Below are 22544 nucleotides of genomic sequence, written 5' to 3' on the forward strand. Positions count from 1 at the left end.
TCGCAATGCGAGACGCCTGCGACTACCATTGCGCAAGTGCCAGAGACCTGCGCTAGTCAACGGACAAGCCGGCACCCTCGCGTGGGCAAACCGGTATCCTAGGGATCGTCGATGGAGCATGGTCTGGATCTGGCCGGATTCGCGTTGCACCCGCAACGCGGTGCAGTGTTGGGTGAGGTGCATGCGCGTCCGTTCACGCGGCTCTCCGCGCCTCTCGCAGTGCTGCGATTTGCTTTTTTGGGCCAGGGAGAAGCGGCGGCCGCCGACCGGCAGGCCTTTGTAGGCTTTTGCACCGCGCAGGGCTTGGCGGCACCCGAGGTGTCGGCTAAGCACCACCAGGTGTCAATCGGAGCAGTTTCGCTACGCTGGGAACAGCATTCCGAATTCACGACTTTCACCTGGATCTGGAGTAATGAGGCATCCGCGCTGGCGTTCGCTCCCATCGGTGACGAACTTACCGCATTGATCCGGGCACTGCCGCAAACGGGACAGCTGCTTGTGGCGGTGAGGCTCGAGGTGGAGCAGACCGAAGCGGCCGTCGCGCGCGCTGAGGAGCTGTTTGATAAGAGCAGCCTCGCAATGGCGACAGTCCGCAGCGGCCCTGCGGTCGTCGCTTCCGACTTTCGTGCGGATGCGCAGGGCTTTGTCCGCATTCTCATCTGCAACGACGGCCTGTCGCCGGGCCGGCTTGGCGCTCTTGTGCAGCGCGTGCTGGAGATCGAGACCTATCGCACGCTGGCGCTGCTCGGCCTGCCGGCCGCGCTCGAGCTCGCGCCCTCGGTCGATCACATTGGGCGGCGGCTGGTCGAAGTGCTCCAGGAGATGCAGGGCGCCGAGGACCTCAAGCTCAACAATCACCTCCTCACGGAGCTGACCGCATTGGCCGCCTCATTGGAGCGCGGCGCAGCGGGTAGCCTGTTCCGCTTCGGCGCGAGCCGGGCTTATTACGACATCGTGCAGGCCCGCCTTGGCGTGATCGAAGGAAGCGAGATCGGAGGGCGACCGACCTGGTCGTCCTTCCTTGCCCGGCGGATGGCGCCGGCGATGCGCACCTGCGCCGCGATGGAGGACCGCCAGGCCAACTTATCGATCAAGCTAGCGCGCGCCGCCGATCTCCTGCGCACGCGGGTGGACGTGGAACTGGAGGAGCAGAATCGTGACCTGCTGCGCTCAATGAACGAGCGCACCAAGCTGCAATTGCGCCTGCAGAGCACCGTCGAAGGCCTCTCCGTGGCGGCGATCGGCTATTACGTCGTCAGCCTGTTCGGCTACCTCGCTAAGGGCGCACATGACGGCGGCTTGCATGTCGAGCCGTCACTCGCGACAGCATTGTTCGTACCATTTGCCGTCGGTCTAATTTGGATCATCACGCACCGGATCCGCCAGAGGCACCTTAAACATGAAGGCGCGCCGGGCGATCATGACTGAGTTCCTTCGCGCCGAGGGCTTGCCATTCGAGCCGGGTCGGCCGAAGCTGGTGGAGCTGGAGGGCAAGTGATGAGCCAATCGAACGGAATGACCAACCTGCTCTGGCTGCAAGGCGCGAGCTGCGGCGGTTGCACCATGTCGATCCTCGAAAGCGGCTCTTCCGGCTGGTTCGACGAACTGAGGCAGTTCGGCATCAACCTGCTGTGGCATCCCTCGGTCAGCGAGGAGACAGGCGAGGAAGCGGCCGAGGTGCTCAACTCCGTGCGCGAGGGCAGGGTGCCGCTCGACCTACTGCTCCTCGAAGGCTCCGTTGCCCGCGGCCCGAACGATAGCGGCCGCTTCAACATGCTCGCGGGCACGGGCCGCTCGATCTACCACTGGATGCTAGATCTCGCGCCGCGGGCGGACTATGTCGTTGCGGTCGGAAGCTGTGCCGCCTATGGCGGGGTGCCAGCCGCCGGCGCCAATCCAACCGACGCGGTCGGGCTGCAATTCGAGGGCGCCGATGCTGGCGGCGCGCTCGGCGCAGGCTTCCGCTCCCGGCTCGGCTTGCCGGTGATCAATGTGGCTGGCTGTGCGCCGCATCCGGGCTGGATGATGGAAACCATTTTGGCACTGACGTCCAAGGACTTGTCAGCGACTGACCTCGACACCTATGGCCGACCGAAATTCGTTGCCAACCATCTTGCTCATCACGGCTGCTCCCGCAACGAGTTCTATGAGTTCAAGGCCAGCGCCGAAACCATGTCCGAGCGCGGCTGCCTCATGGAGCATCTCGGCTGCAAGGCGACTCAGGCTGTCGGCGATTGCAACCAGCGCTCCTGGAACGGCGGCGGTTCCTGCACGAAGGGCGGTTATGCCTGCATCGCCTGCACGTCACCTGGCTTCGAAGACGCGCAGAATTTCCTGGAGACCGCCAAGCTTGCCGGCATCCCAGTCGGCTTGCCGACCGACATGCCAAAAGCCTGGTTCGTCGCGCTCGCGGCGTTGTCGAAATCGGCGACTCCGCGGCGCGTGAGGCTGAATGCGACCGCTGATCATGTGGTGGTGCCGCCCGGCCGCACCACGGCCAAGCGCACGCCATGACGAGGATTACGATCGGCCCGTTCAACCGCGTCGAGGGCGATCTCGAAGTCCGCCTCGACGTCGAAAGCGGCCGGGTCCAGCGCGCCGAAGTGACGGCGCCGCTCTATCGCGGGTTCGAGCAAATTCTGGAGGGGCGGCCACCGCTTGATGCGCTGGTGTTGGCGCCGCGCATCTGCGGCATCTGCTCGGTCTCGCAGTCGGTCGCCGCCGCTGCCGCGCTTCGCCATGCGATGGGAACCGAGGCGGCGCCGAACGGTCTGCTCGCCACTAATATCGCGCACGCGGCAGAGAATGCCGCCGATCATCTTACGCATTTCTACATCTTCTTCATGCCTGACTTCGCCCGTGAAGCCTACGCTTCGCAGGATTGGTACCAGGAGACTCGCGAGCGCTTTGCGGCCACCCGCGGCAGTGCGGCGCGCGATGCGCTGCCGGCGCGGGCGCGGCTGCTCGAGACTATGGGAATCATTGCTGGCAAATGGCCACACAGCCTTGCCTTCCAGCCGGGCGGCGCGACGCGCGCGATCGAACTCGGCGAGCGCGTACGGCTGTTGTCGATCGTGACCTCATTTCGCACGTTCCTTGAACGTACAGTGTTCGCCGATACTCTAGAGAACATGCTGTCGCTCTCGACCGCAGACGAGCTCGACCGCTGGCGCGCGGGGCGCAGCGGTGATTTCGCTCATTTCCTCAGGCTTGCCGACAGCCTCGCGCTCAGTGAGCTCGGCAAGGGACCGGGCGTGTTGATGAGCTATGGCGCCTATCAAGGCGCCGATTGCGGACTGTTCCCGCGCGGCATTGTTGGTCCAGACATGGTTGTGGAGCCGTTGCCGCTGAGTCAGATCAGCGAGGACGTTTCCCATGCATGGATGCGGGATTGCTCCTCCGATCCTGCGCACAGCAACACCGTACCTGATCCCGACAAGGCAGGCGCCTATAGCTGGTGCAAGGCGCCGCGGCTTTCGGGCCAGCCGGTCGAGGTCGGGGCGATTGCGCGCCAGACCGTGGCCGGGCAAGCGCTGATAGCCGATCTCGTCGCCCCAAGCGGCACCAATGTCCGCAACCGTGTGATCGCCCGGCTGATCGAGACTGCGCGCATCGCACTTGCGATGGAGCAGTGGACCCGCGCGCTACGACTTTCGGAACCGTTCTGTGCTCCCTCGCAGGAGATGCCCGACGGGGCATATGTCGGTCTCGTCGAGGCCGCGCGCGGCAGCCTCGGGCATTGGGTGGCGGTGCGCGGTGGAAAGATCGAGCGCTACCAGATCATCGCGCCGACCACCTGGAATTTTTCACCGCGCGATTCCCTCGGCGTGGCAGGCCCTCTGGAACAGGCGCTGGTCGGCACCGATGTGGGCGAGGCTGGCGCACGTTCCGTTGCGGTTCAGCATGTCGTGCGCTCGTTCGATCCTTGCATGGTGTGCACTGCGCATTGAAACGGGCTCGGCGGCGTAAACCTCGTTACCGCCTGCAAATCGAATTGTTTCCGCTTCTTTCGTGCAGTGCCGCTCGATCTTCGCGTCTTGCACAATTCAGATCTCGCAACCTTTTGACATTCCTCTAATTTCATTTTGCGCCACGCAGTTGGCCTGCTTCTTGCTGTCCCTAAGCGTCATTGAAAGCCAAAGCTGACGGCGGGAGGATTTATGGGCACGGCGACGGAAACATTTTACAGCGTGATCAGGCGGCAAGGCATCACGCGTCGAAGCTTTCACAAGTTCTGCAGCCTGACCGCGACGAGCCTCGGCCTCGGCCCGCTGGCGGCGAGCCGCATCGCCAATGCGCTCGAGACCAAGCCGCGTGTGCCCGTGATCTGGATGCACGGTCTCGAATGCACCTGCTGCTCCGAGAGCTTCATCCGCTCCGCGCATCCCCTGGTGAAGGATGCGGTGCTGTCGATGATCTCGCTAGACTACGATGACACGATCATGGCGGCCGCGGGCCATCAGGCGGAAGCGATCCTCGAGGAGACCCGTGCCAAGCATAAAGGTCAGTACATTCTGGCCGTTGAAGGTAATCCGCCGCTCAACGAGGGCGGCATGTTCTGTATCGACGGCGGCAAACCATTCGTCGAAAAGCTGAAGATGATGGCCGAGGACGCGATGGCGATCATCGCTTGGGGCGCTTGCGCGTCCTGGGGCTGCGTACAGGCGGCAAAGCCCAATCCGACCCAGGCCACACCGATCGACAAGGTCATCACCAACAAGCCGATCATCAAGGTGCCGGGATGCCCCCCGATCGCCGAAGTGATGACCGGCGTCGTCACCTTCATCACCACCTTCGGCAAGCTGCCCGAGCTCGACCGCCAGGGCCGGCCTAAGATGTTCTACTCGCAGCGCATCCACGACAAGTGTTACCGGCGCCCGCATTTCGACGCCGGCCAGTTTGTCGAGGAGTGGGACGATGAGGCGGCGCGCAAAGGCTACTGCCTCTACAAGATGGGCTGCAAGGGGCCAACGACCTATAACGCCTGCTCAACCGTGCGCTGGAACGGGGGGGTCTCATTCCCCATCCAATCGGGACACGGCTGCATCGGCTGCTCAGAGGACGGCTTTTGGGACAAGGGCTCGTTCTACGATCGCCTCACCAACATCAAGCAGTTCGGCATCGAGAAAAACGCCGATCAGATCGGCATGGCGGCAGCGGGCGCCGTGGGTGCGGCGGTGGCCGCGCACGCCGCCGTCACTGCGGTAAAGCGGCTTGCCAGCAAGCGCGAAGACGCCGGCCACAACAGCTGATCAAAAGACACATTAGGGTAGAAACGATCATGGGTATCCAGACTCCCAACGGCTTCAATCTCGACAATTCCGGCAAACGCATCGTCGTCGATCCCGTGACCCGCATCGAGGGACACATGCGGGTCGAGGTCAATGTCGACGCCGACAACGTGATCCGCAATGCCGTATCGACCGGCACGATGTGGCGCGGGATCGAGGTGATCCTGAAGAACCGCGACCCGCGCGATGCGTGGGCATTTACCGAGCGGATCTGCGGCGTCTGCACCGGCACGCACGCGCTGACCTCGGTGCGCGCGGTCGAGAACGCGCTTGGGATCACCATCCCCGAAAACGCAAACTCGATTCGCAACCTGATGCAGCTCGCACTTCAGGTGCACGACCACGTCGTCCATTTCTATCACCTGCATGCGCTCGATTGGGTCGACGTCGTCTCCGCACTCTCGGCCGATCCGCGCGCGACATCAACGCTAGCCCAGTCGATCTCGAGCTGGCCGCTGTCCTCGCCGGGATACTTCAAGGATCTGCAGACCCGGCTCAAGAAGTTCGTCGAGTCCGGACAGCTCGGTCCGTTCAAGAACGGCTATTGGGGCAGCAAAGCCTACAGATTGCCGCCCGAGGCCAATCTGATGGCGGTCGCGCATTATCTGGAGGCGCTCGATTTCCAGAAGGAGATCGTCAAGATCCACACCATCTTCGGCGGCAAGAATCCGCATCCAAACTGGCTCGTCGGCGGCGTGCCCTGTCCGATCAACGTAGATGGGACAGGTGCTGTCGGTGCCATCAACATGGAGCGGTTGAACCTGATCTCCTCGATCATCGACCGCATCATGGAATTCAACGAAATGGTCTACCTGCCTGACGTGGCCGCGATCGGTTCGTTCTACAAGGACTGGCTCTATGGTGGAGGCATTTCGGGTCAGAACGTGCTCGCCTATGGCGACGTGCCAGAACATGCCAACGACTATTCAGCCAAGAACCTGAAGCTGCCACGAGGCGCCATCATCAACGGCAATCTCTCCGAGGTGCTTCCGGTCGATCACGCCAATCCCGACGAGATCCAGGAGTTCGTGGTCCACTCCTGGTACAAGTATCCCGACGAAACCAAGGGCCTTCATCCTTGGGATGGCATCACGGAGCCGAACTACGAACTCGGACCCAATGCAAAGGGTACCAAGACCGCGATCGAACAGCTCGACGAAGGCGGCAAATATTCTTGGATCAAGGCGCCGCGCTGGAAGGGACATGCCATGGAGGTCGGCCCGCTCGCGCGCTGGGTCGTCGGCTATGCGCAGAACAAGGCGGAGTTCAAGGATCCCGTCGACAAATTCCTGAAGGATCTCGATCTACCAATGTCGGCGCTGTTCTCGACGCTCGGCCGCACCGCGGCGCGCGCGCTCGAATCTGTTTGGGCCGGACGCCAGATGCGCTATTTCCAGGACAAGCTCGTTGCCAATATCAAAGCCGGCGACAGCTCGACCGCGAATGTCGACAAGTGGAAACCGGAGAGCTGGCCGAAGGAAGCCAAGGGCTTTGGCTTCACCGAGGCCCCGCGCGGCGCGCTCGCGCACTGGATCAAGATCAAGGAAACCAAGATCGACAACTACCAGTGCGTGGTACCGACGACCTGGAACGGCTCGCCGCGCGATCCGCAAGGCAACATCGGCGCGTTCGAAGCCTCGCTCATGAACACGCCGATGGTTAATCCCGAGCAGCCGCTCGAGATCCTGCGCACGATCCATTCCTTCGATCCGTGCCTTGCCTGTTCGACGCACGTCATGAGCCCGGACGGCCAGGAACTCGCCAAGGTCAAGGTCAGGTAGGAGGCGGCCATGATGGATGCAATTGCTCCCCCGGTGGAAAGCGAGCCGGACCTGACGGCGATCGCGGCCGATGCTGCTGGCGAGCATGCGGTGGGCCGGCCCACCGTCTATGTCTACGAAGCGCCGGTGCGCATCTGCCATTGGGTGAACGCGTTCTCGATCATCATCCTGATGGTCACCGGGTTTCTGATCGGGACGCCGCTGCCGGCGGTCGAGGGGGAGGCGTCGGCCAACTTCGTGATGGGCTATATGCGCTTCGCCCATTTCGCGGCGGGGCAGGTGCTCGCGGTGTTCTTCCTCGCGCGTATCCTGTGGGCCTTCACCGGCAACCACCATTCCCGGCAGATCTTCTATCTGCCGGTGCATCGCCGGCAATTCTGGAAGGAAGTCTGGCACGAGATCCGCTGGTACGCCTTCCTGGAACGTCAGCCGAAGATGTATGTCGGGCACAACCCGCTGGCGCAGACCGCGATGTTCACGGGCTTCACGTTGTTCGTGACCTTCATGATCGTGACCGGCTTTGCGCTCTATTCGGAAGGAGAAGGCATCGATAGCTGGCAGCACAAACTGTTCGGCTGGGTGTTCTCGATCTGGCCGAACAGCCAGGACGTTCACACCTGGCATCATCTGGGCATGTGGGCGCTGGTCGTGTTCGTGATGGTACACATCTACGCTGCGATCCGCGAGGACATCATGTCACGCCAGAGTATCATCTCCTCGATGATCTCGGGCGAACGGCAATTCCGTGACTGAAACTGGAACGATCTCGATGTTGAACGCCCCAAACGACGACCACATCTTGGTGCTCGGCATCGGCAACATCCTGTGGGCCGATGAAGGCTTTGGCGTGCGCGCGGTGGAGGACTTCCACCGCCGCTACGCCGTGCCTGATAATGTCACGATTCTCGATGGCGGAACGCAGGGGCTCTATCTCGTCAACTATCTGGAGGACGCTGATCGCTTGCTCGTGTTCGATGCCATCGATTATGGTCTGCCGCCAGGCAAGCTGAAGCTCGTGCGCGGCGACGAGGTGCCACGCTTCACCGGCGCGAAGAAGATGAGTCTGCATCAAACCGGCTTCCAGGAGGTGATCAGCGCAGCCGACCTGCTCGGCCGCTGCCCGAAGCACCTCGTCCTGATCGGCTGCCAACCGCTCGATCTCGAAGACTGGGGAGGTCCATTGACGGCGTCCGTACGCGATCAGATCGCACCGGCCATCGAGCTTGCCTGCAAAGTTCTGGCCGAGTGGGGCATCGAGGTGAAGCTGCGCGATACGCCGTTGGCAGACTCCGAGCGCCTGCTCGCCAACGACATCGACCATGCGAGTTACGAGATGCGGCCGGCCTGACCGCCGGAGCGTGCCGGAGAAGACGGATGTGCCTTGGACTGCCGATGACTATCGTCGAGACCGATGGAATTTCGGCTTTGTGCGAGTTTCGCGGCGAGCAACGCCGCGTCTCCGTGCTTCTGCTCTCGCATCCTCCGGCCGGTGCCCACGTGCTGGTCTACATCGACACGGCGATCCGCCTACTTGAGAAAGAAGAAGCGTGCCTGATTGCGGCTGCCATCGACGGTCTCGGTGCAGCGCTCGACGGCAACGATTTCGACTGCTTCTTCGCCGATCTGATCGACCGCGAACCGCAATTGCCTGCGCACCTCCTGACTGATTAAGCGGGTTGTCATCCTAGAATGACTTGGCCGGCTGACCTCAGCCGCTGGCCGAGGTGCTCGCCGGAAGACAAGTTTCTAGTCTGGAAAGAAGGCTTTCGTTTGTAGTGGAAAGTAGCTTATCATTCGCATCCACTCGGCTTGATGGCGTTGAAAATAGATCAGTGAATTCAACTACATAAATCCTGACTGTCCCTGGCACGCAGCTTGCTAACACTATCCCGATCAGAAAGATAAGTCTGTTTTGGGAGGTCAAATGGAATTCCAGGTAGGACGGCATGATCTCAGTCGGCATGGCCTCAATGAGGTCGATGTCGCGACCGTCGATCATTTTCTTAAACATGCCGACCAAGCCGGTGCTGTCGCCGTGCTGCTATCGGCGGGTAATCCCAACCGTTTTCCGGAGGCCATTGATGTCGCCGTAGTGCTGCCTGAGCTGGTTACGGCGTTCGGAGGCCGCCTGCGCGCCGCGATCATTGCACCCCATGCCGAAGAGGCGCTTGGCGAACGTTTCGGGGTGCGAGTGCAGCCGACCCTTATCTTCGTGGCCAAGGGCGAGACGCTGGGGCTGATCGCCAAGATCCAGGATTGGTCAGTCTATGTCGACCGCATCACTAAGCTGATCGACCGCCCGCGCGGGCAAAGCGCAGCCATTGCCGTTACCATTGTTCCCCAGCATCGCGCAAAAGGTGTCGAGCTATGAAGGTCGGATTCTGGGATGCGCCGGAAGGCGCCGAGCAACCCGTCAGCGTGTTCCCTATCGGAGAAGAGAGTCTCAATGCCTCAAGTGGCAGCCTGACGGCGGCCGGCGCACTCGCAAGACTCGCAACATTAGACAGTGTCGAGCTCGCTAAGAACTGCCCCAAAGCCGTCACGCTGCTCTCCAACATCGCGGAGGCCATTGCAGGTCAAAGGGCGGACGCACCCTCGCAACTGTTCCGGCTCGGCAATCTCAACGATCTCGAAAGCAAGCTCGTCGCCGATGTTCTCGGCGAGGGGGAGGTCGGCGGCGTCGTAGCGCTGCCGGACGGATCGCTGGCGCAGATTCAAGAATCGGTGCTCGCAGGGATCTGGCGTGTCAGGATCGAAACTGACGCGGCTTCCGAATATATTGAAGTAGGCGCTGTTCCCGAGATCGTCAGACGCGCAGCAGCCGATCTGACAGCCGCCGATTTCGAAATCGGACAGGCCCCTGAAGGCGCCATGAACGTCCTACCGGTGCTCGCCGAGATCCGCGAGCGGGCGCTAGCCTGGCGTCCTGGCATCCGCTCGCAGATCATCAATTTCACTCTGTTGCCGATGAGCCCGGTGGATATGAGCTTTTTGCAGGAGACTATTCGGAACGGGCCGATCCAGCTTGTCTCGCGCGGCTATGGCACCTGTCGGGTGCTGTCGACTGGCATTCGCAATGTCTGGTCGGTGCAGTTTTTCAACGCCATGGACACCATCATCCTCGACACGCTGGAAGTTGGCGGGGTACCCACGGTTGCGCTTGCTGCAGACGAAGATTTCGAGGATTCCGCCGAACGGCTCCAAGAAATCATTGAGGCATATTTCAAATGAGCGCCTTTGAGAACTTTGGCGTGCGCCAAGACGTCACTGAGGCTGCGCGGCTTGAATGCGGCATCTGTTGGACCGTCTATGATCCGGCCGATGGTGATGCGGTGGCGCAGATCGCACCCGGCACACCGTTCTCACTTCTGCCGGAGGAGTGGCGATGCCCCAACTGCGACGCCCCGAAATCGAAGTTCATGGCGATCGAAACATGACTGCCAGCGCGCCAAGCTCTCCCAGCGACGCCGACGCGGTGACATGGGGCGAGCTATTGGCAGGAATGTATCGCCAGATCGGCGAGCGCGCGATGCGCGATTTGCCAATCTACAACGAGGCCCTCGATGTTGAGGCCATTGGTTTCCGTCGCTTCGAGGGAACGTTTGTCGGCATCATGGTCACTCCTTGGTTCATGAACGTGGTGATGCCGGCGAGCGCCGCTGGGGATAGGTCGGGCGCGACCGTGCGTATTCGCTTTCCAGCCGGTGATATCGAATTTACCCTCAGCGAGGTGCAAATGGGCCGCATCGCTAGCTGCTCGCTGTTCTCGCCAATGTTCCAATTTGCGGACATGGCATCGGCGCGAGCAACGGCTGACGCCGCTCTTGCCGAGCTGATGCTGCCGGCCGACAGCGAGGAGGCGGTCCGCCGGCGCGAACCACCGACGACCCCGATTGATCGTCGGAGCTTCCTGCGCGGTACCTTGACGGAGCGGCCGGGATGAGTCGCCCCTTTCGAAACGAAATTGACATAATGGTGTGGCTCACTGGTACCACAATTTCGGACGTTGCTATCCGGCCACGGAGCCGGCCTCCCCTGACGAGGCTGTTTGCCGGAAAGCCGGCAAGCGCGCTCATCCCTGTGCTGCCGCGCCTGTTCTCCTTATGCTCGGTCGCCCACCAAGTGGCCTTCCTTTCAGCAATCGAGGCGGCGCAGGGGCTGGAGACGATCAAGCCGATAGCGATGCATCGTCTCACGGCCGTTGTCGCCGAGCGCTTAACTGAATTGATACGCGGCCTGTTCGTCGCAGGCCTCGAACTCGATCAGGAGAGCGCACCCGCAGTGCGAAGCATGATACAGGCGAGCACCACTCTCAGTGGTGCGGTTGAAACCGTGCCAGATACCGTGCGCCGCGATGTCATTGCACACGTCAAGGCTGCGCTCCGCGCGCTCGGAGTTTCGGGTGAACACCAGCCTCCGGCGCCAGGCAGCGTACTTTCCACCTATCTGACGCGCTGCGATCGTGAGGTGATGTCATTGCCGGCGGCCGACCAATTCTTTCTGACCCCCGCTGACGATCTTGAGATCGTGACGCGCCTCATGGCTGAAGGGACGGCTTATTCCGAAGCGCCGGAACTCTGCGGGAAGGTTCCGGAAACGGGCGTCTGGGCGCGGCGGGCGCAGCGCGAACAGATTTTGTCCTTAAGTGCTAGCGGCGCCGCGCGCGTGAGAGCGCGCATCGACGAGATCGCCCGGCTCACCTGTTGGCTGGACGCCAGGCGGGACGCTCCCGATAATGGCGTCGTTGCGAGCTATCGGCTCGGCGAGCGCCGGGGCGCAGCGGCAGTGGAATGCGCCCGAGGCCGGCTCCATCACGCGGTTAAGCTCGATGAGGAAGGACGTATCGTCGGCTTCGAATATATCGCTCCGACCGAGTGGAATTTTCACGAACGCGGACCGCTGGTGCGAAGCCTCAAGGGCGCGCTCCTCTCCGCCGGCCGGCAGGGCCAAGACGCGGTGCGGACACTTGTCGGGGCGTTCGACCCCTGCGTCGGATTCAGCGTCAGCTTCCGCGAGGCCAGCCATGCATGAGATGGCCTTGTGCGAGGGCATCATCGGGATCGTCGAGGAAGAGGCGCGCAAGCGCTCGTTCTTGCGAGTGAAGGCGGTGTGTTTAGAGATCGGTGCGCTCAGCCATGTCGCGCCGGACGCAATGCAATTCTGCTTCGAGGCCGTCGCGGCGCGGACCATCGCGCAAGGCGCAAGACTCGAGATCATCGCGACGCCGGGCACGGCCTGGTGCATGGCCTGCTCGCAAAACGTCGAGATCAAGCAGCGCTACGAGCCGTGTCCATCCTGCGGCAGCTATCAATTGCAGGTCACCGGCGGCGAAGAGATGCGTGTGAAGGAACTGGAGGTCGACTGATGTGTACGGTCTGCGGCTGCAGCGACGGCAAAGCGTCCAACGAACATACGCATGATCATAATCAGGATCACGAGCACGCTCATGGAGGTCATCATCACCACCATGGCCCCGGTCACCATCACCACCACCATCACGACGGAAGCCACGATCATGGGCCTGGCGATACGGGCCTGCTCGACTGCAGTGCAGACGCCGCCGGCCAACAGATCGCGGGCATGAGCAGCGATCGCATCATCCAGATCGAACGCGATATTCTCGGCAAGAACGACAGACTCGCCGCCGACAACCGCGCTCGCTTCCGTGCCGACGGCGTGCTCGCCTTCAACTTGGTTTCGAGCCCCGGAGCCGGCAAAACCTCGCTGCTAGTCCGCACCGTCAGTGAGCTGAAGGACAGTTTCCCGATCGGCGTGATCGAGGGTGACCAGCAAACCTCCAACGATGCCGAGCGCATCCGCGCAACCGGCGTGCCGGCGATCCAGGTCAACACCGGAAAGGGCTGCCATCTCGACGCGGCCATGGTCGGTGAAGCCTATGACCGGCTGCCCTGGCTGAACGGTGGGGTCGTGTTCATCGAGAATGTCGGTAATCTCGTCTGTCCGGCGGCATTCGACCTCGGTGAAGCCTGCAAGATCGTGGTGTTCTCGACCACCGAAGGCGAGGACAAGCCGCTGAAATATCCGGACATGTTCGCTGCCTCCGCGCTTATGCTGATCAACAAGATCGATCTTGCGCCCGTGCTCGATTTCGACCTCGCCAGGACCATCGAATATGCGCGGCGGGTCAATCCCAGGATCGAGGTGCTGACGGTGTCGGCGCGCACCGGCGAAGGCTTCCTGGCCTTCTATGCCTGGCTCCGCAAGCGGGCTTCGAAGGCGAAGCCGGCCGAGATGACGGCAGCGGAGTGAGGATGAGCGACAAGGCCACAGCGCGGGACGGACAGCGGCTGCGCCTGCATGTGCGTGGCGCCGTGCAGGGCGTCGGCTTTCGTCCCTACGTCTATGGTCTCGCCACCCGCTATCGCCTCGGCGGCTTCGTCGCCAACGATCCGAACGGCGTTCTTATCGAAGTCGAAGGCGAGCGGGCGTCCGATTTCGTCGCCGCGCTGCCACTGGAAAAGCCGCCGCTTGCCAGGATCGACGAGATCTCGGTTCAGCCGATCGGCGCCGCCGCCACCGAGGAGTTCTCGATTCGCACCAGCGAGCAGGGTAGGGTGTCGACGCGCATCGTCGCGGACGCCGCGACTTGCCGGGAATGCCTGAGCGAGCTGTTCGATCCGGCAAGCCGATTCCACCGCTATCCCTTCATCAACTGCACGCATTGCGGTCCGCGCTACACCATCGCCGAGCGGCTGCCCTATGATCGTCCGGCCACCGCAATGAAGCGCTTTGCGATGTGCGCAGCCTGTGCCGCTGATTATGCTGACCCCGGCAGTCGCCGCTTCCATACCGAGGCGATTGCGTGCCCGCGATGCGGGCCGCGGCTCAGCCATGGCATCGCCGAGATCGCCGCCGCCGTCGCGGGCGGCAAGATTGTCGCGATCAAGGGCCTCGGCGGTTATCAGCTCATCTGCGATGCTCACAATGATGCGGCCGTGCGGCAACTGCGCCTGCGCAAGCAGCGCGATCAGAAGCCCTTCGCCGTCATGGTCGGTACGCTGGAGGCAGTCGCCGAGTTCGCCGAGGCCGACGCTGTCGAACTTGCGCTGCTCGAGTCACGGCCGCGGCCGATCGTGTTGCTGACGTCGCGCGGGCGCCTTGTGCAGTCAATCGCGCCGGAGCTGGCGCGCATCGGCATCATGCTGCCGGTCGCACCGCTTCACCACCTGATTTTCGATGCGCTGAATGCGGCGCATGCGCCGGTCGGCGAGAGCTGGGCGATTGTCGCGACCAGCGCCAATCTCAGCGGCGAGCCGCTGCTGATCGATAATCGCGAAGCGGAGCAACGACTTGCCGGCATCGCCGATCTCATCGTCACGCATGACCGCGACATCGTCACCCGCGCCGATGATTCCTTGGCTGCGGTGGTCGCCGGACGGCCCCAGTTCATTCGGCGTGCGCGAGGCTATGTCCCGGAGCCTGTCCGGCTTGCGCGCTCGGTGGCGCCCCTGCTTGCCGTCGGCGGAGCGCTGAAGTCGACGGTGGCGGTGACGCGCGGCAACGAGGCCTTTGTCTCCCAGCACATCGGCGACCTCGACACCGCAGAAGGCATCCGATTCTTCGAGGAAACTGTGGACCATCTGCTGTCTACCCTCGACGTCGAGCCTGTCGCCCTGATCCACGACTTGCATCCGAACATGGCATCGACCCGTTTCGCCGAGGCACGCGGGACCAGGCTGATCGCGGTCCAGCACCATCACGCCCATGCGGCCTCGGTGATGGCGGAGCATGGCATCGCAGGTCCGGTGCTTGCCTTAGTGCTTGACGGGTTCGGCTACGGCAGCGACGGCGGCAATTGGGGGGGCGAACTGCTTGCCTGTGAAGGCGCGCGGTTCCGGCGGCTCGGGCATCTGGCGCCGCTGAAGATGCCGGGCGGCGATCGGGTCGCGCGCGAGCCGTGGCGGATGGCCGCCAGCGTGCTGCACGCGCTTCGGCGCGGCGATGCGATTGCGTCTCGCTTTGCGGCACAGCCGCAGGCCGCGCGCCTATCGGCTCTGCTCGAACAACCCGGTATGCCCACGACGACCAGCGCCGGCCGGCTGTTCGATGCGGCCGCAGGGCTGCTCGGGGTCTGCACCGTACAAACCTACGAAGGCGAGGCTGCCATGAAGCTAGAGGCGCGGGTCCGCGAGCCGCGCGTTGTGTCCGGCGGCTGGGTGATCGAGAATGGCGTGCTGTCGCTGCTCCCATTGCTCGACCGTCTGGTGGTCGATGCGCCGGATCCCACCGACGGGGCCGGGCTGTTTCACGGCACCTTCGCTGCCGCTTGCGTCGATTGGATCTCCCAAGCGGCTCGTGAGACCGGACTTGAGACCGTCGCCTTGAGCGGCGGCTGCTTCCTGAACGCCCGCCTCAGCACCGGGATTTCGCGCGGTTGCATCGCTGCCGGGCTCACCCCGCTCTTGCCGCGCCAACTGCCGCCGAATGATGGCGGCCTAAGCCTGGGTCAGGCCTGGATCGCGGGGCTGCAACTTCTCGAACACCAAGGCTTAGAAGGAACCGCCTGATGTGTCTTGCCATACCCGCCGAGGTGACAAAGCTCCTGCCTGACGACATGGCCATTGTGTCCATCGACGGCGTCAGCAAGGAGATCTCCGTCGCGCTCATCGAGGATCTCGCCATCGGCGACTACGTGATCATCCATGTCGGCTACGCGCTTACCAAAATCGATCCGGAAGAGGCGCAACGGACGCTGGAATTGCTGCACGAGCTTAGCGCCGAGGCCCTGGGAGCCATGCCATGAAGTATGCCGACGAGTTCCGCGACAAGGAGATCGCGCTCGGGCTTGCGAACGCGATCCAGTCCGAAGCAGATCCGCAGCGCCCCTATCGCTTCATGGAATTCTGCGGCGGCCACACGCATGCGATCTCGCGTTATGGCCTGGAGGACATGCTGCCTAAAAACGTGCGGATGATCCACGGTCCGGGTTGCCCGGTTTGCGTACTGCCGGCGGGGCGCATCGACATGGCGATCCGACTGGCCGAACGGCCCGAAATCATCTTCTGCGTCTATGGCGATCTGATGCGCGTGCCGGGCTCGCAAGGCGCCTCGTTGCTGAAGGCAAAGGCGAAAGGCGCCGACATCCGCATGGTCTATTCCACCATCGATGCGCTCAGGATCGCCGAGGAGAATCCGCAGCGCCAGATCGTATTCTTCGCCATCGGCTTCGAAACGACGACGCCGCCCACTGCGGTCATGATCCGTTTGGCCGAAAAGAAGCAGCTCGCCAATTTCAGCGTCTTCTGCAACCACGTGCTGACGCCGCCGGCGATGCAGAACATCTTGGAGAGCCCGGATATTCGCAACATCGGCCGGGTCGAGATCGACGGCTTTGTCGGACCTGCGCATGTCTCGACTATTATCGGGACGGCTCCTTACGAGTTCTTCGCGGAAGAATTCGGCAAGCCGGTCGTGATCTCGGGCTTCGAGCCTCTCGACATGATGCAGGCGATCCTGATGCTGGTGCGGCAGGTCAATGAGAACCGGCACGAGGTCGAGAACCAGTACAGCCGCGCTGTAAAGCGTGACGGCAATCTGCGCGCCAAGGAGGAGGTCTCCGACATTTTCGAGCTGCGCGACCAGTTCGAATGGCGCGGGCTCGGGCAGGTACCCTATAGCGGCCTGAAGCTGAAGCGCGCTTTCGCGAAATACGATGCCGAAGCGCGCTTCGACATGAAGGAGCTCCGCGTTGCCGACAATCCGGCCTGTGAATGCGGCGCCATCCTGCGCGGCGTGAAGAAACCGGTCGATTGCAAGCTGTTCGGCACGGTCTGCACGCCGGAAACGCCGATAGGGTCTTGCATGGTCTCGTCCGAGGGCGCCTGCGCTGCGCACTGGACCTATGGCCGCTTCCGCGACCATCAGCAGAGGCGGGCATCATGAAGGCCCATCAACGCAAGCTCGACATCAAGAACGGCTGCGTAGACCTGTCCCACGGCTCTGGCGGCCGCGCGATGGCACAGCTGATCTCGGGTCTTTTCCACTCGGCCTTCGGCAACGAATGGCTGGCGCGCGGCAATGACCAGTCGGCCTTCGATGTCGCAGCCGGACGCATGGTCATGACGACCGACGGTTACGTGGTCTCGCCGCTATTCTTCCCGGGCGGCAATATCGGCTCGCTCGCCGTGCACGGCACGGTCAACGACATCGCCATGGCCGGCGCGCGGCCGCTCTACCTCTCGGCGAGCTTCATCATCGAGGAGGGCTTTCGCTTCTCCGACCTGAAGATGATCGCGGAATCTATGGGCGAGGCGGCGCGCGCGGCCGGCGTCCATATCATCACGGGCGATACCAAGGTGGTCGAGCGCGGCAAGGCCGACGGCCTCTTCATCTCGACCGCCGGCGTCGGCGTCGTACCCGATGGCCTCGATCTATCCGCCGAGAAGGCTCGCGTCGGCGATCGCGTCCTGATCTCCGGCACGCTCGGGGACCACGGCGTCGCTATCATGTCGAAGCGGCAGAACCTCGCCTTCGAGACCGAGATCGTCTCGGACTCAGCCTCGCTGCATGATCTCGTGGCAAAGATGGTCACCGCAGGCGGAGAGGGCATCCGCCTGATGCGCGATCCGACCCGCGGCGGGCTAGCCGCCGCGCTCAACGAGATCGCCCAGCAGTCTGGCCTCGGCTTCCGTGTGCAGGAGGAGGCGATCCCAGTGAAGCCGGGCGTGGCCGCGGCCTGCGAACTGCTGGGCCTCGACCCGCTCTATGTGGCCAACGAAGGCAAGCTGGTTGCAATTGTGGCCCCGGAGGCGGCCGCTGCCGTGCTCGCGACGATGCGCGCGCATCCGCTCGGCTGTGATGCGGCCGACATCGGCGAGGCCGTGGCCGACGATCACCATTTCGTGCAGATGGCGACGAGCTTTGGCGGTGGCCGGATCGTCGACTGGCTGTCGGGCGAACAACTGCCGAGGATCTGCTGAGGCCGGTCATGCGCATCCTGCTTCTCACGCACTCCTTCAACAGCCTGACGCAACGGCTCCACGTCGAGCTCAGGGAGGGCGGCCACGAGGTCTCGGTCGAGCTGGATATCCACCCCGACGTTACGCGCGAAAGCGTGGCGCTGTATCAGCCAGATCTGGTGATCGCGCCGTTCCTCAAGCGCGCAATCCCCGAAGATGTCTGGCGTAGCGTGCGCTGCCTGATCGTCCATCCCGGTCCGCCCGGCGACCGCGGTCCGGCGGCGCTCGACTGGGCGATTCTGGAAGGTGTTTCCAATTGGGGCGTGACTGTGCTTCAGGCCGACGGCGGGTTCGACGCTGGTCCGATCTGGGCTTTCAGAACCTTCCCGATGCGGTGCGCGGCTAAATCCAGCATCTACCGCAACGAGGTCACGACGTGCGCGGTCGCGGCGGTGCTCGAAGCCATTGCAGCAATCGAAGCCGGACAGCCGACACCGTCGCCGATGCCTGCCGATGATCCCCGCATTCGGGTGCGCGGGCCCTGCCGGCAGGCCGACCGGATGATCGATTGGCAGCACGACACGAGCGAGACCGTCCTGCGCAAGATCCACAGTGCAGACGGAATGCCGGGCTTGGTCGACAGCTTGTTCTTCAAAGATGTCAGGCTGTTCGACGCCCACGAGGCGCGCGGCATCTCCGGTGTGCCCGGAACCATTGTGGCGCATTGCGATGGAGCCTTGGCCCGGGCCACGGTCGATGGTGCCGTCTGGATCGGCCATGTGCGGCAGCTTGTACCGAAAAGCCTGAAACGATCCGCAGCAAAGGTCTTTGCGGAGCAGGCGATGCGCCTGCCGTACCGACCCGATTGCGGCTATGCGCCCATACGATATCGCGAGCAGGGCGAGGTCGGCGAGTTGCAGTTTTCCTTTTACAATGGCGCCATGGCGACCTCTGACTGCGAAGCGTTGTTGAACGCCTACCGAGCTGCGCTGGCCCGCCCAACCAAGGTGCTTCTCCTGACCGGTGGACGTGATTACTGGTCCAACGGCATTCACCTCGCCGAGATCGAGGCGGCTGACAGCGCTGCGGACGAGTCTTGGCGCAACATCAATGCGATCGACGATCTTGCGCACACTGTCATCGAGACCACCGATCGGCTCGTCGTTTCCGTCATTCGCGGCAACGCCGGGGCGGGAGGGGTATTTTTAAGTCTCGCTGCCGACGAGGTCTGGGCGAGCGATCAGGTCGTCCTGAATCCACATTATAAGGACATAGGCAATCTCTTCGGCTCGGAATACTGGACTTATCTGCTGCCGCGCCGCGCGGGTGCAGCGAACGCCACCCGGATCACGCAATGCCGCCTGCCGATGGGCGTGGCAGAGGCGGGGCGCCTTGGCATCATCGATCGTGCTCTGTCGGGCGGGGAGCTGGCGGAGGGCCGCCTCATGAGCCTTGCCGCGAGCATGGCGGCGGATGAACGCTTTGCGACGCGTCTTGCTGACAAGCAGCGACGTCGCGCAGCGGACGAAGCCCACAAGCCCTTGCAGGCCTATCGCGACGAGGAGCTGCGGCGGATGCGGCTTAATTTCTACGGATTCGATCCGAGTTACCACGTCGCCCGCTACAACTTCATTCACAAGGTGCCGAAGTCGCGCACGCCACTCACAATCGCACCCCATAGGTCGCCTCGCGCGCTCGACAAATCTACCCGCATGGCGGTGCGCATATGAGCTTCCAGGGTACTATTTTGGTAGTCGACGACGAGGTCAGGTCACAGGAGGCGCTACGCCGCGTCCTCAACGAGGATTTTGAGGTACTCTGCGCCGGCAGCGCAGCAGACGCTGAAAAGCTGCTCGAAGGGGAGATCGTCCACGCCATCATCTGCGATCAGCGCATGCCGCACGAATCCGGCGTCAGTTTCCTCAAGCGGGTGCGCGAGCTCTGGCCCGATCCGGTTCGCATGATCATCTCCGGCTATTCGGAATCGGACGACATCATCGCAGGGCTCAATGAGGCGGGCATCTATCAATACATCACGAAGCCCTGGCAGCCGGACCGGCTGATCGACATTGTCAAGGAGGCGGTCCAGCTCTATCGGCTTCAGAAGGAGACAGAGACCGCAGGGGTCGACGTCAAAGCAACGCCCGAGCACATCAAGAGGGTCGTTTCGGTCAAGCGCGGCGCAGCTAAGCATCTCTATGACTTCAACCGAATTGTGCACGCCCCGGACAGCCCGATGCATGCGGTCATTGAACTCGGCCGGCGGGCGGCCGAATACGACATCTCCGTGCTGATCACGGGCGAATCCGGAACCGGCAAAGAGCTGCTGGCACGCGCGATCCACTACGGCTCAGCCCGAGCCGGTAAGGCTTTCGTCGTTGAGAACTGTGGGGCGCTGCCTGACGAGCTCCTCGAAAGCGAGTTGTTCGGGTGTAAGAAGGGCGCTTTCACAGGCGCCTACCAGGATCGCATCGGTCTGTTCGAAGTTGCCGATGGCGGTACCATCTTCCTTGATGAAATCGGAGAGACCTCGCCGGCGTTTCAGGTGAAGCTGCTCCGCGTGCTGCAGGAGAGCGAGATCCGTCCGCTGGGCGCGCAACGTGTAAGGAAAGTCGACGTCCGTGTGGTGGCAGCCACCAATCGGGATCTTGAGGCCGAGGTGGAGGCGGGCCGCTTCCGCCGTGATCTCTATTACCGGCTGGCGGCGTTCCCGGTTCACATGCCGGCGCTTTGGGAGCGGCCGATGGATATACCCTTGATCGCAGAAGGAGTACTGTCTCAAGTCAAGACTTCCTTCAACCGGCCAGGTCTGCGCTTTGCCTCCGCTGCTCTTGAGGGCTTCGTCAAATACCTTTGGCCAGGGAACGTGCGCGAACTGCAGAACGAGATCCAGCGTATGGCCGTGCTGGCTGACTCGGACGAATTGCAGGCTCCCACGCTGCTCGGCCGGCGCAACGGCAGGCGGACCGCCACGGGGGTCATACAGAACCTGAACGGCGCAGCGAGCCTGAAGGACAGGGTGGAGGATCTGGAGAAGTCGGTTATCATCAACTCCCTGGAGAAGTATGAGGGCAATATCAGCCGGGTTGCCAGCGAGCTCGGCCTGTCCCGGGTAGGCCTGCGGAACAAGCTGTCCAGGTATGATTTGAGAAAAAATGGCAAAGGCGACGCATTCTCCTGACGGATCCGACTCGCTGCTCAAGTTGATCAGCGATCGCGGTGCTATCGAGTTCGACCACGAGCGTGAGGGCGCTTGGATCGAAGTCATCCGCAAGATGGATGAGGTTTATTCCGACCTATTGCGTTATGAGGTCGATCTGGAACACAAGAATGCCGAGCTCGAGGAAGCTCAAGCATTTGTCACCAACGTCATCGAATCTGTCTCTGATATCCTCATCGTTTGCGACGCGAAAGGCCAGATCCAGCAAGTCAATTCCGCTTTACAGCGCACGCTTGACCGCGCCAATGACGAAATCGTCGGCTGGAGGATGGCAGACATCATTGACGCTGCCGATGGCGCCAAGCTCATGTCGCTCCTCAAGCCTCGGAGCCCGTCCGAGGTTGTGGATGGCGAACTCCGTTTCTTGACCGAAGGCGGCAGCTCAGACCTGTTCGCAATCAACAGCTCGCCCCGACACGACCATCGGGGCCGCTTCATTGGCGTGGTTCTGACTGGAAGGCCTATCGGCGAGCTTCGCCGAGCCTATGAAGCATTGCACACGGCTCATCAGGAGCTACAGCGAGTGCAGCGTCAATTGGTAGAACAGGAGAAAATGGCAAGTCTCGGCCGACTGGTGGCCGGTGTCGCTCACGAACTTAATAATCCCATCAGCTTCGTCTATGGAAACGTGCACACCTTGATGCGCTATCGCACGGCGCTGACATCCTACCTTGATGCCGTCCACGGCACATCGATAAGCTCCGAAGCTGCAGCCTTGAAGAAAAGCCTCCGCATTGACGCCATTCTAGAGGATCTCGGCCCGCTCCTGGACGGGACAATGGAAGGCGCCGTGCGCATTAGCGAAATTGTAAAAAACTTACGCCGGCTTTCCCTCAGCAAGCTCGGGGAGTTTGATCGCGTCAACATCGAGCCTCTGATCAACACCGCCGTGCTCTGGGCAGTCCGCACGAAGCAGGTTCGCCTCGACATTCACATGGACATCGAGGCGGATCTTTGGACTTGCGGGAATGAAGGGCAGCTCCACCAGGTTATCGTAAATCTCGTCGAAAACGCAATTGACGCGACGCGCGGCACTCAGGAGCCACGGCTAAAGATATCGGCTCGCCGCAATCAGAACGAGATCCTGATTCGTTTGTCCGATAACGGGCCCGGGATCGAACAGCACAACATAGGTCGCATATTTGAGCCGTTCTTTACGACCAAGCGCGTTGGAGAGGGCACCGGGCTCGGCCTTTGGATCAGCTACGGAATCGTGCGCGAACATGGTGCCGAACTGACTGTTGTCAACGCACCAGAGGGAGGGGCAATATTCTCCTTCGCTCTCCCGGCGGCGTAGAGTTAGTCAGGGCTGCGACGGTTCGGCGCCGCTTCC

At 62.4% G+C, this 22544-nt stretch carries 22 protein-coding genes; all 22 read left to right on the top strand.

The genetic code is table 11. The features are described from left to right. The first annotated feature begins 111 nt into the window (after positions 1 to 111). The 22 genes from XH91_RS37830 (at position 112) to XH91_RS37935 (ending at position 22508) form a co-directional block, all read left to right on the top strand. On the top strand, positions 112 to 1428 hold the full coding sequence (locus XH91_RS37830; RefSeq protein WP_128929509.1) for a DUF3422 domain-containing protein: 1317 nt from the start codon (positions 112 to 114) through the stop codon (positions 1426 to 1428). Between the two features lie 69 nt (positions 1429 to 1497). Beyond that, positions 1498 to 2514, top strand: coding sequence for an NADH-quinone oxidoreductase subunit B family protein (locus tag XH91_RS37835; RefSeq protein WP_128929510.1), 1017 nt, complete (start codon positions 1498 to 1500; stop codon positions 2512 to 2514). Continuing rightward, a complete protein-coding gene (locus tag XH91_RS37840; RefSeq protein ID WP_128929511.1) occupies positions 2511 to 3950 on the top strand; it encodes a nickel-dependent hydrogenase large subunit in 1440 nt (479 codons plus the stop codon). Before XH91_RS37835 ends, XH91_RS37840 begins: the two co-directional genes overlap by 4 nt. Before the next feature lie 210 nt (positions 3951 to 4160). Next, complete coding sequence (locus XH91_RS37845; protein ID WP_128929512.1) at positions 4161 to 5252, top strand: hydrogenase small subunit; 1092 nt, start codon at positions 4161 to 4163, stop codon at positions 5250 to 5252. A gap of 29 nt (positions 5253 to 5281) precedes the next feature. Continuing rightward, a complete protein-coding gene (locus XH91_RS37850; RefSeq protein WP_128929513.1) occupies positions 5282 to 7072 on the top strand; it encodes a nickel-dependent hydrogenase large subunit in 1791 nt (596 codons plus the stop codon). 9 nt (positions 7073 to 7081) lie between these two features. Next, entirely contained in the window at positions 7082 to 7825 is a 744-nt protein-coding gene (cybH, locus tag XH91_RS37855; protein WP_128929514.1) for a Ni/Fe-hydrogenase, b-type cytochrome subunit, read from the top strand. Between the two features lie 16 nt (positions 7826 to 7841). Next, positions 7842 to 8420 carry a HyaD/HybD family hydrogenase maturation endopeptidase gene (locus XH91_RS37860; RefSeq protein WP_128955163.1) on the top strand — a complete coding sequence of 193 codons (579 nt, stop codon included), beginning with the start codon at positions 7842 to 7844 and terminating at the stop codon, positions 8418 to 8420. A 26-nt stretch (positions 8421 to 8446) separates the two neighbouring features. Then, complete coding sequence (locus tag XH91_RS37865; protein WP_128929516.1) at positions 8447 to 8743, top strand: HypC/HybG/HupF family hydrogenase formation chaperone; 297 nt, start codon at positions 8447 to 8449, stop codon at positions 8741 to 8743. Positions 8744 to 8996: 253 nt separating this feature from the next. Next, positions 8997 to 9443 (top strand): thioredoxin domain-containing protein, encoded by a 447-nt coding sequence (locus tag XH91_RS37870; protein WP_128929517.1) that lies wholly within the window; start codon positions 8997 to 8999, stop codon positions 9441 to 9443. Next, positions 9440 to 10303: a hydrogenase expression/formation protein gene (locus tag XH91_RS37875; RefSeq protein ID WP_128955164.1), complete on the top strand. Its 864-nt coding sequence runs from the start codon at positions 9440 to 9442 to the stop codon at positions 10301 to 10303. Before XH91_RS37870 ends, XH91_RS37875 begins: the two co-directional genes overlap by 4 nt. Beyond that, positions 10300 to 10509 (top strand): rubredoxin, encoded by a 210-nt coding sequence (locus XH91_RS37880; protein WP_128929519.1) that lies wholly within the window; start codon positions 10300 to 10302, stop codon positions 10507 to 10509. The genes XH91_RS37875 and XH91_RS37880 overlap by 4 nt, the downstream gene beginning before the upstream one ends. Further along, positions 10506 to 11015 carry a [NiFe]-hydrogenase assembly chaperone HybE gene (gene hybE / locus XH91_RS37885; RefSeq protein ID WP_128929520.1) on the top strand — a complete coding sequence of 170 codons (510 nt, stop codon included), beginning with the start codon at positions 10506 to 10508 and terminating at the stop codon, positions 11013 to 11015. Before XH91_RS37880 ends, hybE begins: the two co-directional genes overlap by 4 nt. Next, positions 11012 to 12103, top strand: a complete 1092-nt coding sequence (locus tag XH91_RS37890; protein ID WP_128929521.1) for a nickel-dependent hydrogenase large subunit — start codon at positions 11012 to 11014, stop codon at positions 12101 to 12103. The genes hybE and XH91_RS37890 overlap by 4 nt, the downstream gene beginning before the upstream one ends. Continuing rightward, a complete protein-coding gene (gene hypA / locus XH91_RS37895) occupies positions 12096 to 12437 on the top strand; it encodes a hydrogenase maturation nickel metallochaperone HypA (RefSeq protein WP_128929522.1) in 342 nt (113 codons plus the stop codon). The genes XH91_RS37890 and hypA overlap by 8 nt, the downstream gene beginning before the upstream one ends. Further along, positions 12437 to 13342 carry a hydrogenase nickel incorporation protein HypB gene (hypB, locus tag XH91_RS37900; RefSeq protein WP_128955165.1) on the top strand — a complete coding sequence of 302 codons (906 nt, stop codon included), beginning with the start codon at positions 12437 to 12439 and terminating at the stop codon, positions 13340 to 13342. Before hypA ends, hypB begins: the two co-directional genes overlap by 1 nt. Before the next feature lie 2 nt (positions 13343 to 13344). Then, a complete protein-coding gene (gene hypF / locus XH91_RS37905; RefSeq protein WP_164933597.1) occupies positions 13345 to 15600 on the top strand; it encodes a carbamoyltransferase HypF in 2256 nt (751 codons plus the stop codon). Next, positions 15600 to 15836, top strand: a complete 237-nt coding sequence (locus XH91_RS37910; protein WP_128929525.1) for a HypC/HybG/HupF family hydrogenase formation chaperone — start codon at positions 15600 to 15602, stop codon at positions 15834 to 15836. The genes hypF and XH91_RS37910 overlap by 1 nt, the downstream gene beginning before the upstream one ends. Further along, positions 15833 to 16975 carry a hydrogenase formation protein HypD gene (hypD, locus tag XH91_RS37915; protein ID WP_128955166.1) on the top strand — a complete coding sequence of 381 codons (1143 nt, stop codon included), beginning with the start codon at positions 15833 to 15835 and terminating at the stop codon, positions 16973 to 16975. The genes XH91_RS37910 and hypD overlap by 4 nt, the downstream gene beginning before the upstream one ends. Continuing rightward, entirely contained in the window at positions 16972 to 18012 is a 1041-nt protein-coding gene (gene hypE, locus XH91_RS37920; protein WP_128929527.1) for a hydrogenase expression/formation protein HypE, read from the top strand. Before hypD ends, hypE begins: the two co-directional genes overlap by 4 nt. Positions 18013 to 18020: 8 nt before the next feature. Next, entirely contained in the window at positions 18021 to 19721 is a 1701-nt protein-coding gene (locus XH91_RS37925; RefSeq protein WP_128955167.1) for a hydrogenase maturation protein, read from the top strand. Next, positions 19718 to 21172 (top strand): sigma-54-dependent transcriptional regulator, encoded by a 1455-nt coding sequence (locus XH91_RS37930; RefSeq protein WP_128929529.1) that lies wholly within the window; start codon positions 19718 to 19720, stop codon positions 21170 to 21172. Before XH91_RS37925 ends, XH91_RS37930 begins: the two co-directional genes overlap by 4 nt. Next, the gene (locus tag XH91_RS37935; protein ID WP_128929530.1) at positions 21147 to 22508 is read left to right on the top strand and encodes a sensor histidine kinase; all 1362 of its coding nucleotides are present in this window, start codon (positions 21147 to 21149) and stop codon (positions 22506 to 22508) included. Before XH91_RS37930 ends, XH91_RS37935 begins: the two co-directional genes overlap by 26 nt. Positions 22509 to 22544: the final 36 nt, after the last annotated feature.

Origin of the sequence: Bradyrhizobium guangzhouense (assembly GCF_004114955.1) — a bacterium.
GTDB lineage: Bacteria > Pseudomonadota > Alphaproteobacteria > Rhizobiales > Xanthobacteraceae > Bradyrhizobium > Bradyrhizobium guangzhouense.

Excerpts from the sequence above, each read along its gene's own strand:
- XH91_RS37830 (WP_128929509.1), top strand. The coding sequence starts at position 112 with ATGGAGCATGGTCTGGATCTGGCCGGATTCGCGTTGCACCCGCAACGC.
- XH91_RS37835 (WP_128929510.1), top strand. The coding sequence starts at position 1,498 with ATGAGCCAATCGAACGGAATGACCAACCTGCTCTGGCTGCAAGGCGCG.
- XH91_RS37840 (WP_128929511.1), top strand. The coding sequence starts at position 2,511 with ATGACGAGGATTACGATCGGCCCGTTCAACCGCGTCGAGGGCGATCTC.
- XH91_RS37845 (WP_128929512.1), top strand. The coding sequence starts at position 4,161 with ATGGGCACGGCGACGGAAACATTTTACAGCGTGATCAGGCGGCAAGGC.
- XH91_RS37850 (WP_128929513.1), top strand. The coding sequence starts at position 5,282 with ATGGGTATCCAGACTCCCAACGGCTTCAATCTCGACAATTCCGGCAAA.
- cybH (WP_128929514.1), top strand. The coding sequence starts at position 7,082 with ATGATGGATGCAATTGCTCCCCCGGTGGAAAGCGAGCCGGACCTGACG.
- XH91_RS37860 (WP_128955163.1), top strand. The coding sequence starts at position 7,842 with ATGTTGAACGCCCCAAACGACGACCACATCTTGGTGCTCGGCATCGGC.
- XH91_RS37865 (WP_128929516.1), top strand. The coding sequence starts at position 8,447 with ATGTGCCTTGGACTGCCGATGACTATCGTCGAGACCGATGGAATTTCG.
- XH91_RS37870 (WP_128929517.1), top strand. The coding sequence starts at position 8,997 with ATGGAATTCCAGGTAGGACGGCATGATCTCAGTCGGCATGGCCTCAAT.
- XH91_RS37875 (WP_128955164.1), top strand. The coding sequence starts at position 9,440 with ATGAAGGTCGGATTCTGGGATGCGCCGGAAGGCGCCGAGCAACCCGTC.
- XH91_RS37880 (WP_128929519.1), top strand. The coding sequence starts at position 10,300 with ATGAGCGCCTTTGAGAACTTTGGCGTGCGCCAAGACGTCACTGAGGCT.
- hybE (WP_128929520.1), top strand. The coding sequence starts at position 10,506 with ATGACTGCCAGCGCGCCAAGCTCTCCCAGCGACGCCGACGCGGTGACA.
- XH91_RS37890 (WP_128929521.1), top strand. The coding sequence starts at position 11,012 with ATGAGTCGCCCCTTTCGAAACGAAATTGACATAATGGTGTGGCTCACT.
- hypA (WP_128929522.1), top strand. The coding sequence starts at position 12,096 with ATGCATGAGATGGCCTTGTGCGAGGGCATCATCGGGATCGTCGAGGAA.
- hypB (WP_128955165.1), top strand. The coding sequence starts at position 12,437 with ATGTGTACGGTCTGCGGCTGCAGCGACGGCAAAGCGTCCAACGAACAT.
- hypF (WP_164933597.1), top strand. The coding sequence starts at position 13,345 with ATGAGCGACAAGGCCACAGCGCGGGACGGACAGCGGCTGCGCCTGCAT.
- XH91_RS37910 (WP_128929525.1), top strand. The coding sequence starts at position 15,600 with ATGTGTCTTGCCATACCCGCCGAGGTGACAAAGCTCCTGCCTGACGAC.
- hypD (WP_128955166.1), top strand. The coding sequence starts at position 15,833 with ATGAAGTATGCCGACGAGTTCCGCGACAAGGAGATCGCGCTCGGGCTT.
- hypE (WP_128929527.1), top strand. The coding sequence starts at position 16,972 with ATGAAGGCCCATCAACGCAAGCTCGACATCAAGAACGGCTGCGTAGAC.
- XH91_RS37925 (WP_128955167.1), top strand. The coding sequence starts at position 18,021 with ATGCGCATCCTGCTTCTCACGCACTCCTTCAACAGCCTGACGCAACGG.
- XH91_RS37930 (WP_128929529.1), top strand. The coding sequence starts at position 19,718 with ATGAGCTTCCAGGGTACTATTTTGGTAGTCGACGACGAGGTCAGGTCA.
- XH91_RS37935 (WP_128929530.1), top strand. The coding sequence starts at position 21,147 with ATGGCAAAGGCGACGCATTCTCCTGACGGATCCGACTCGCTGCTCAAG.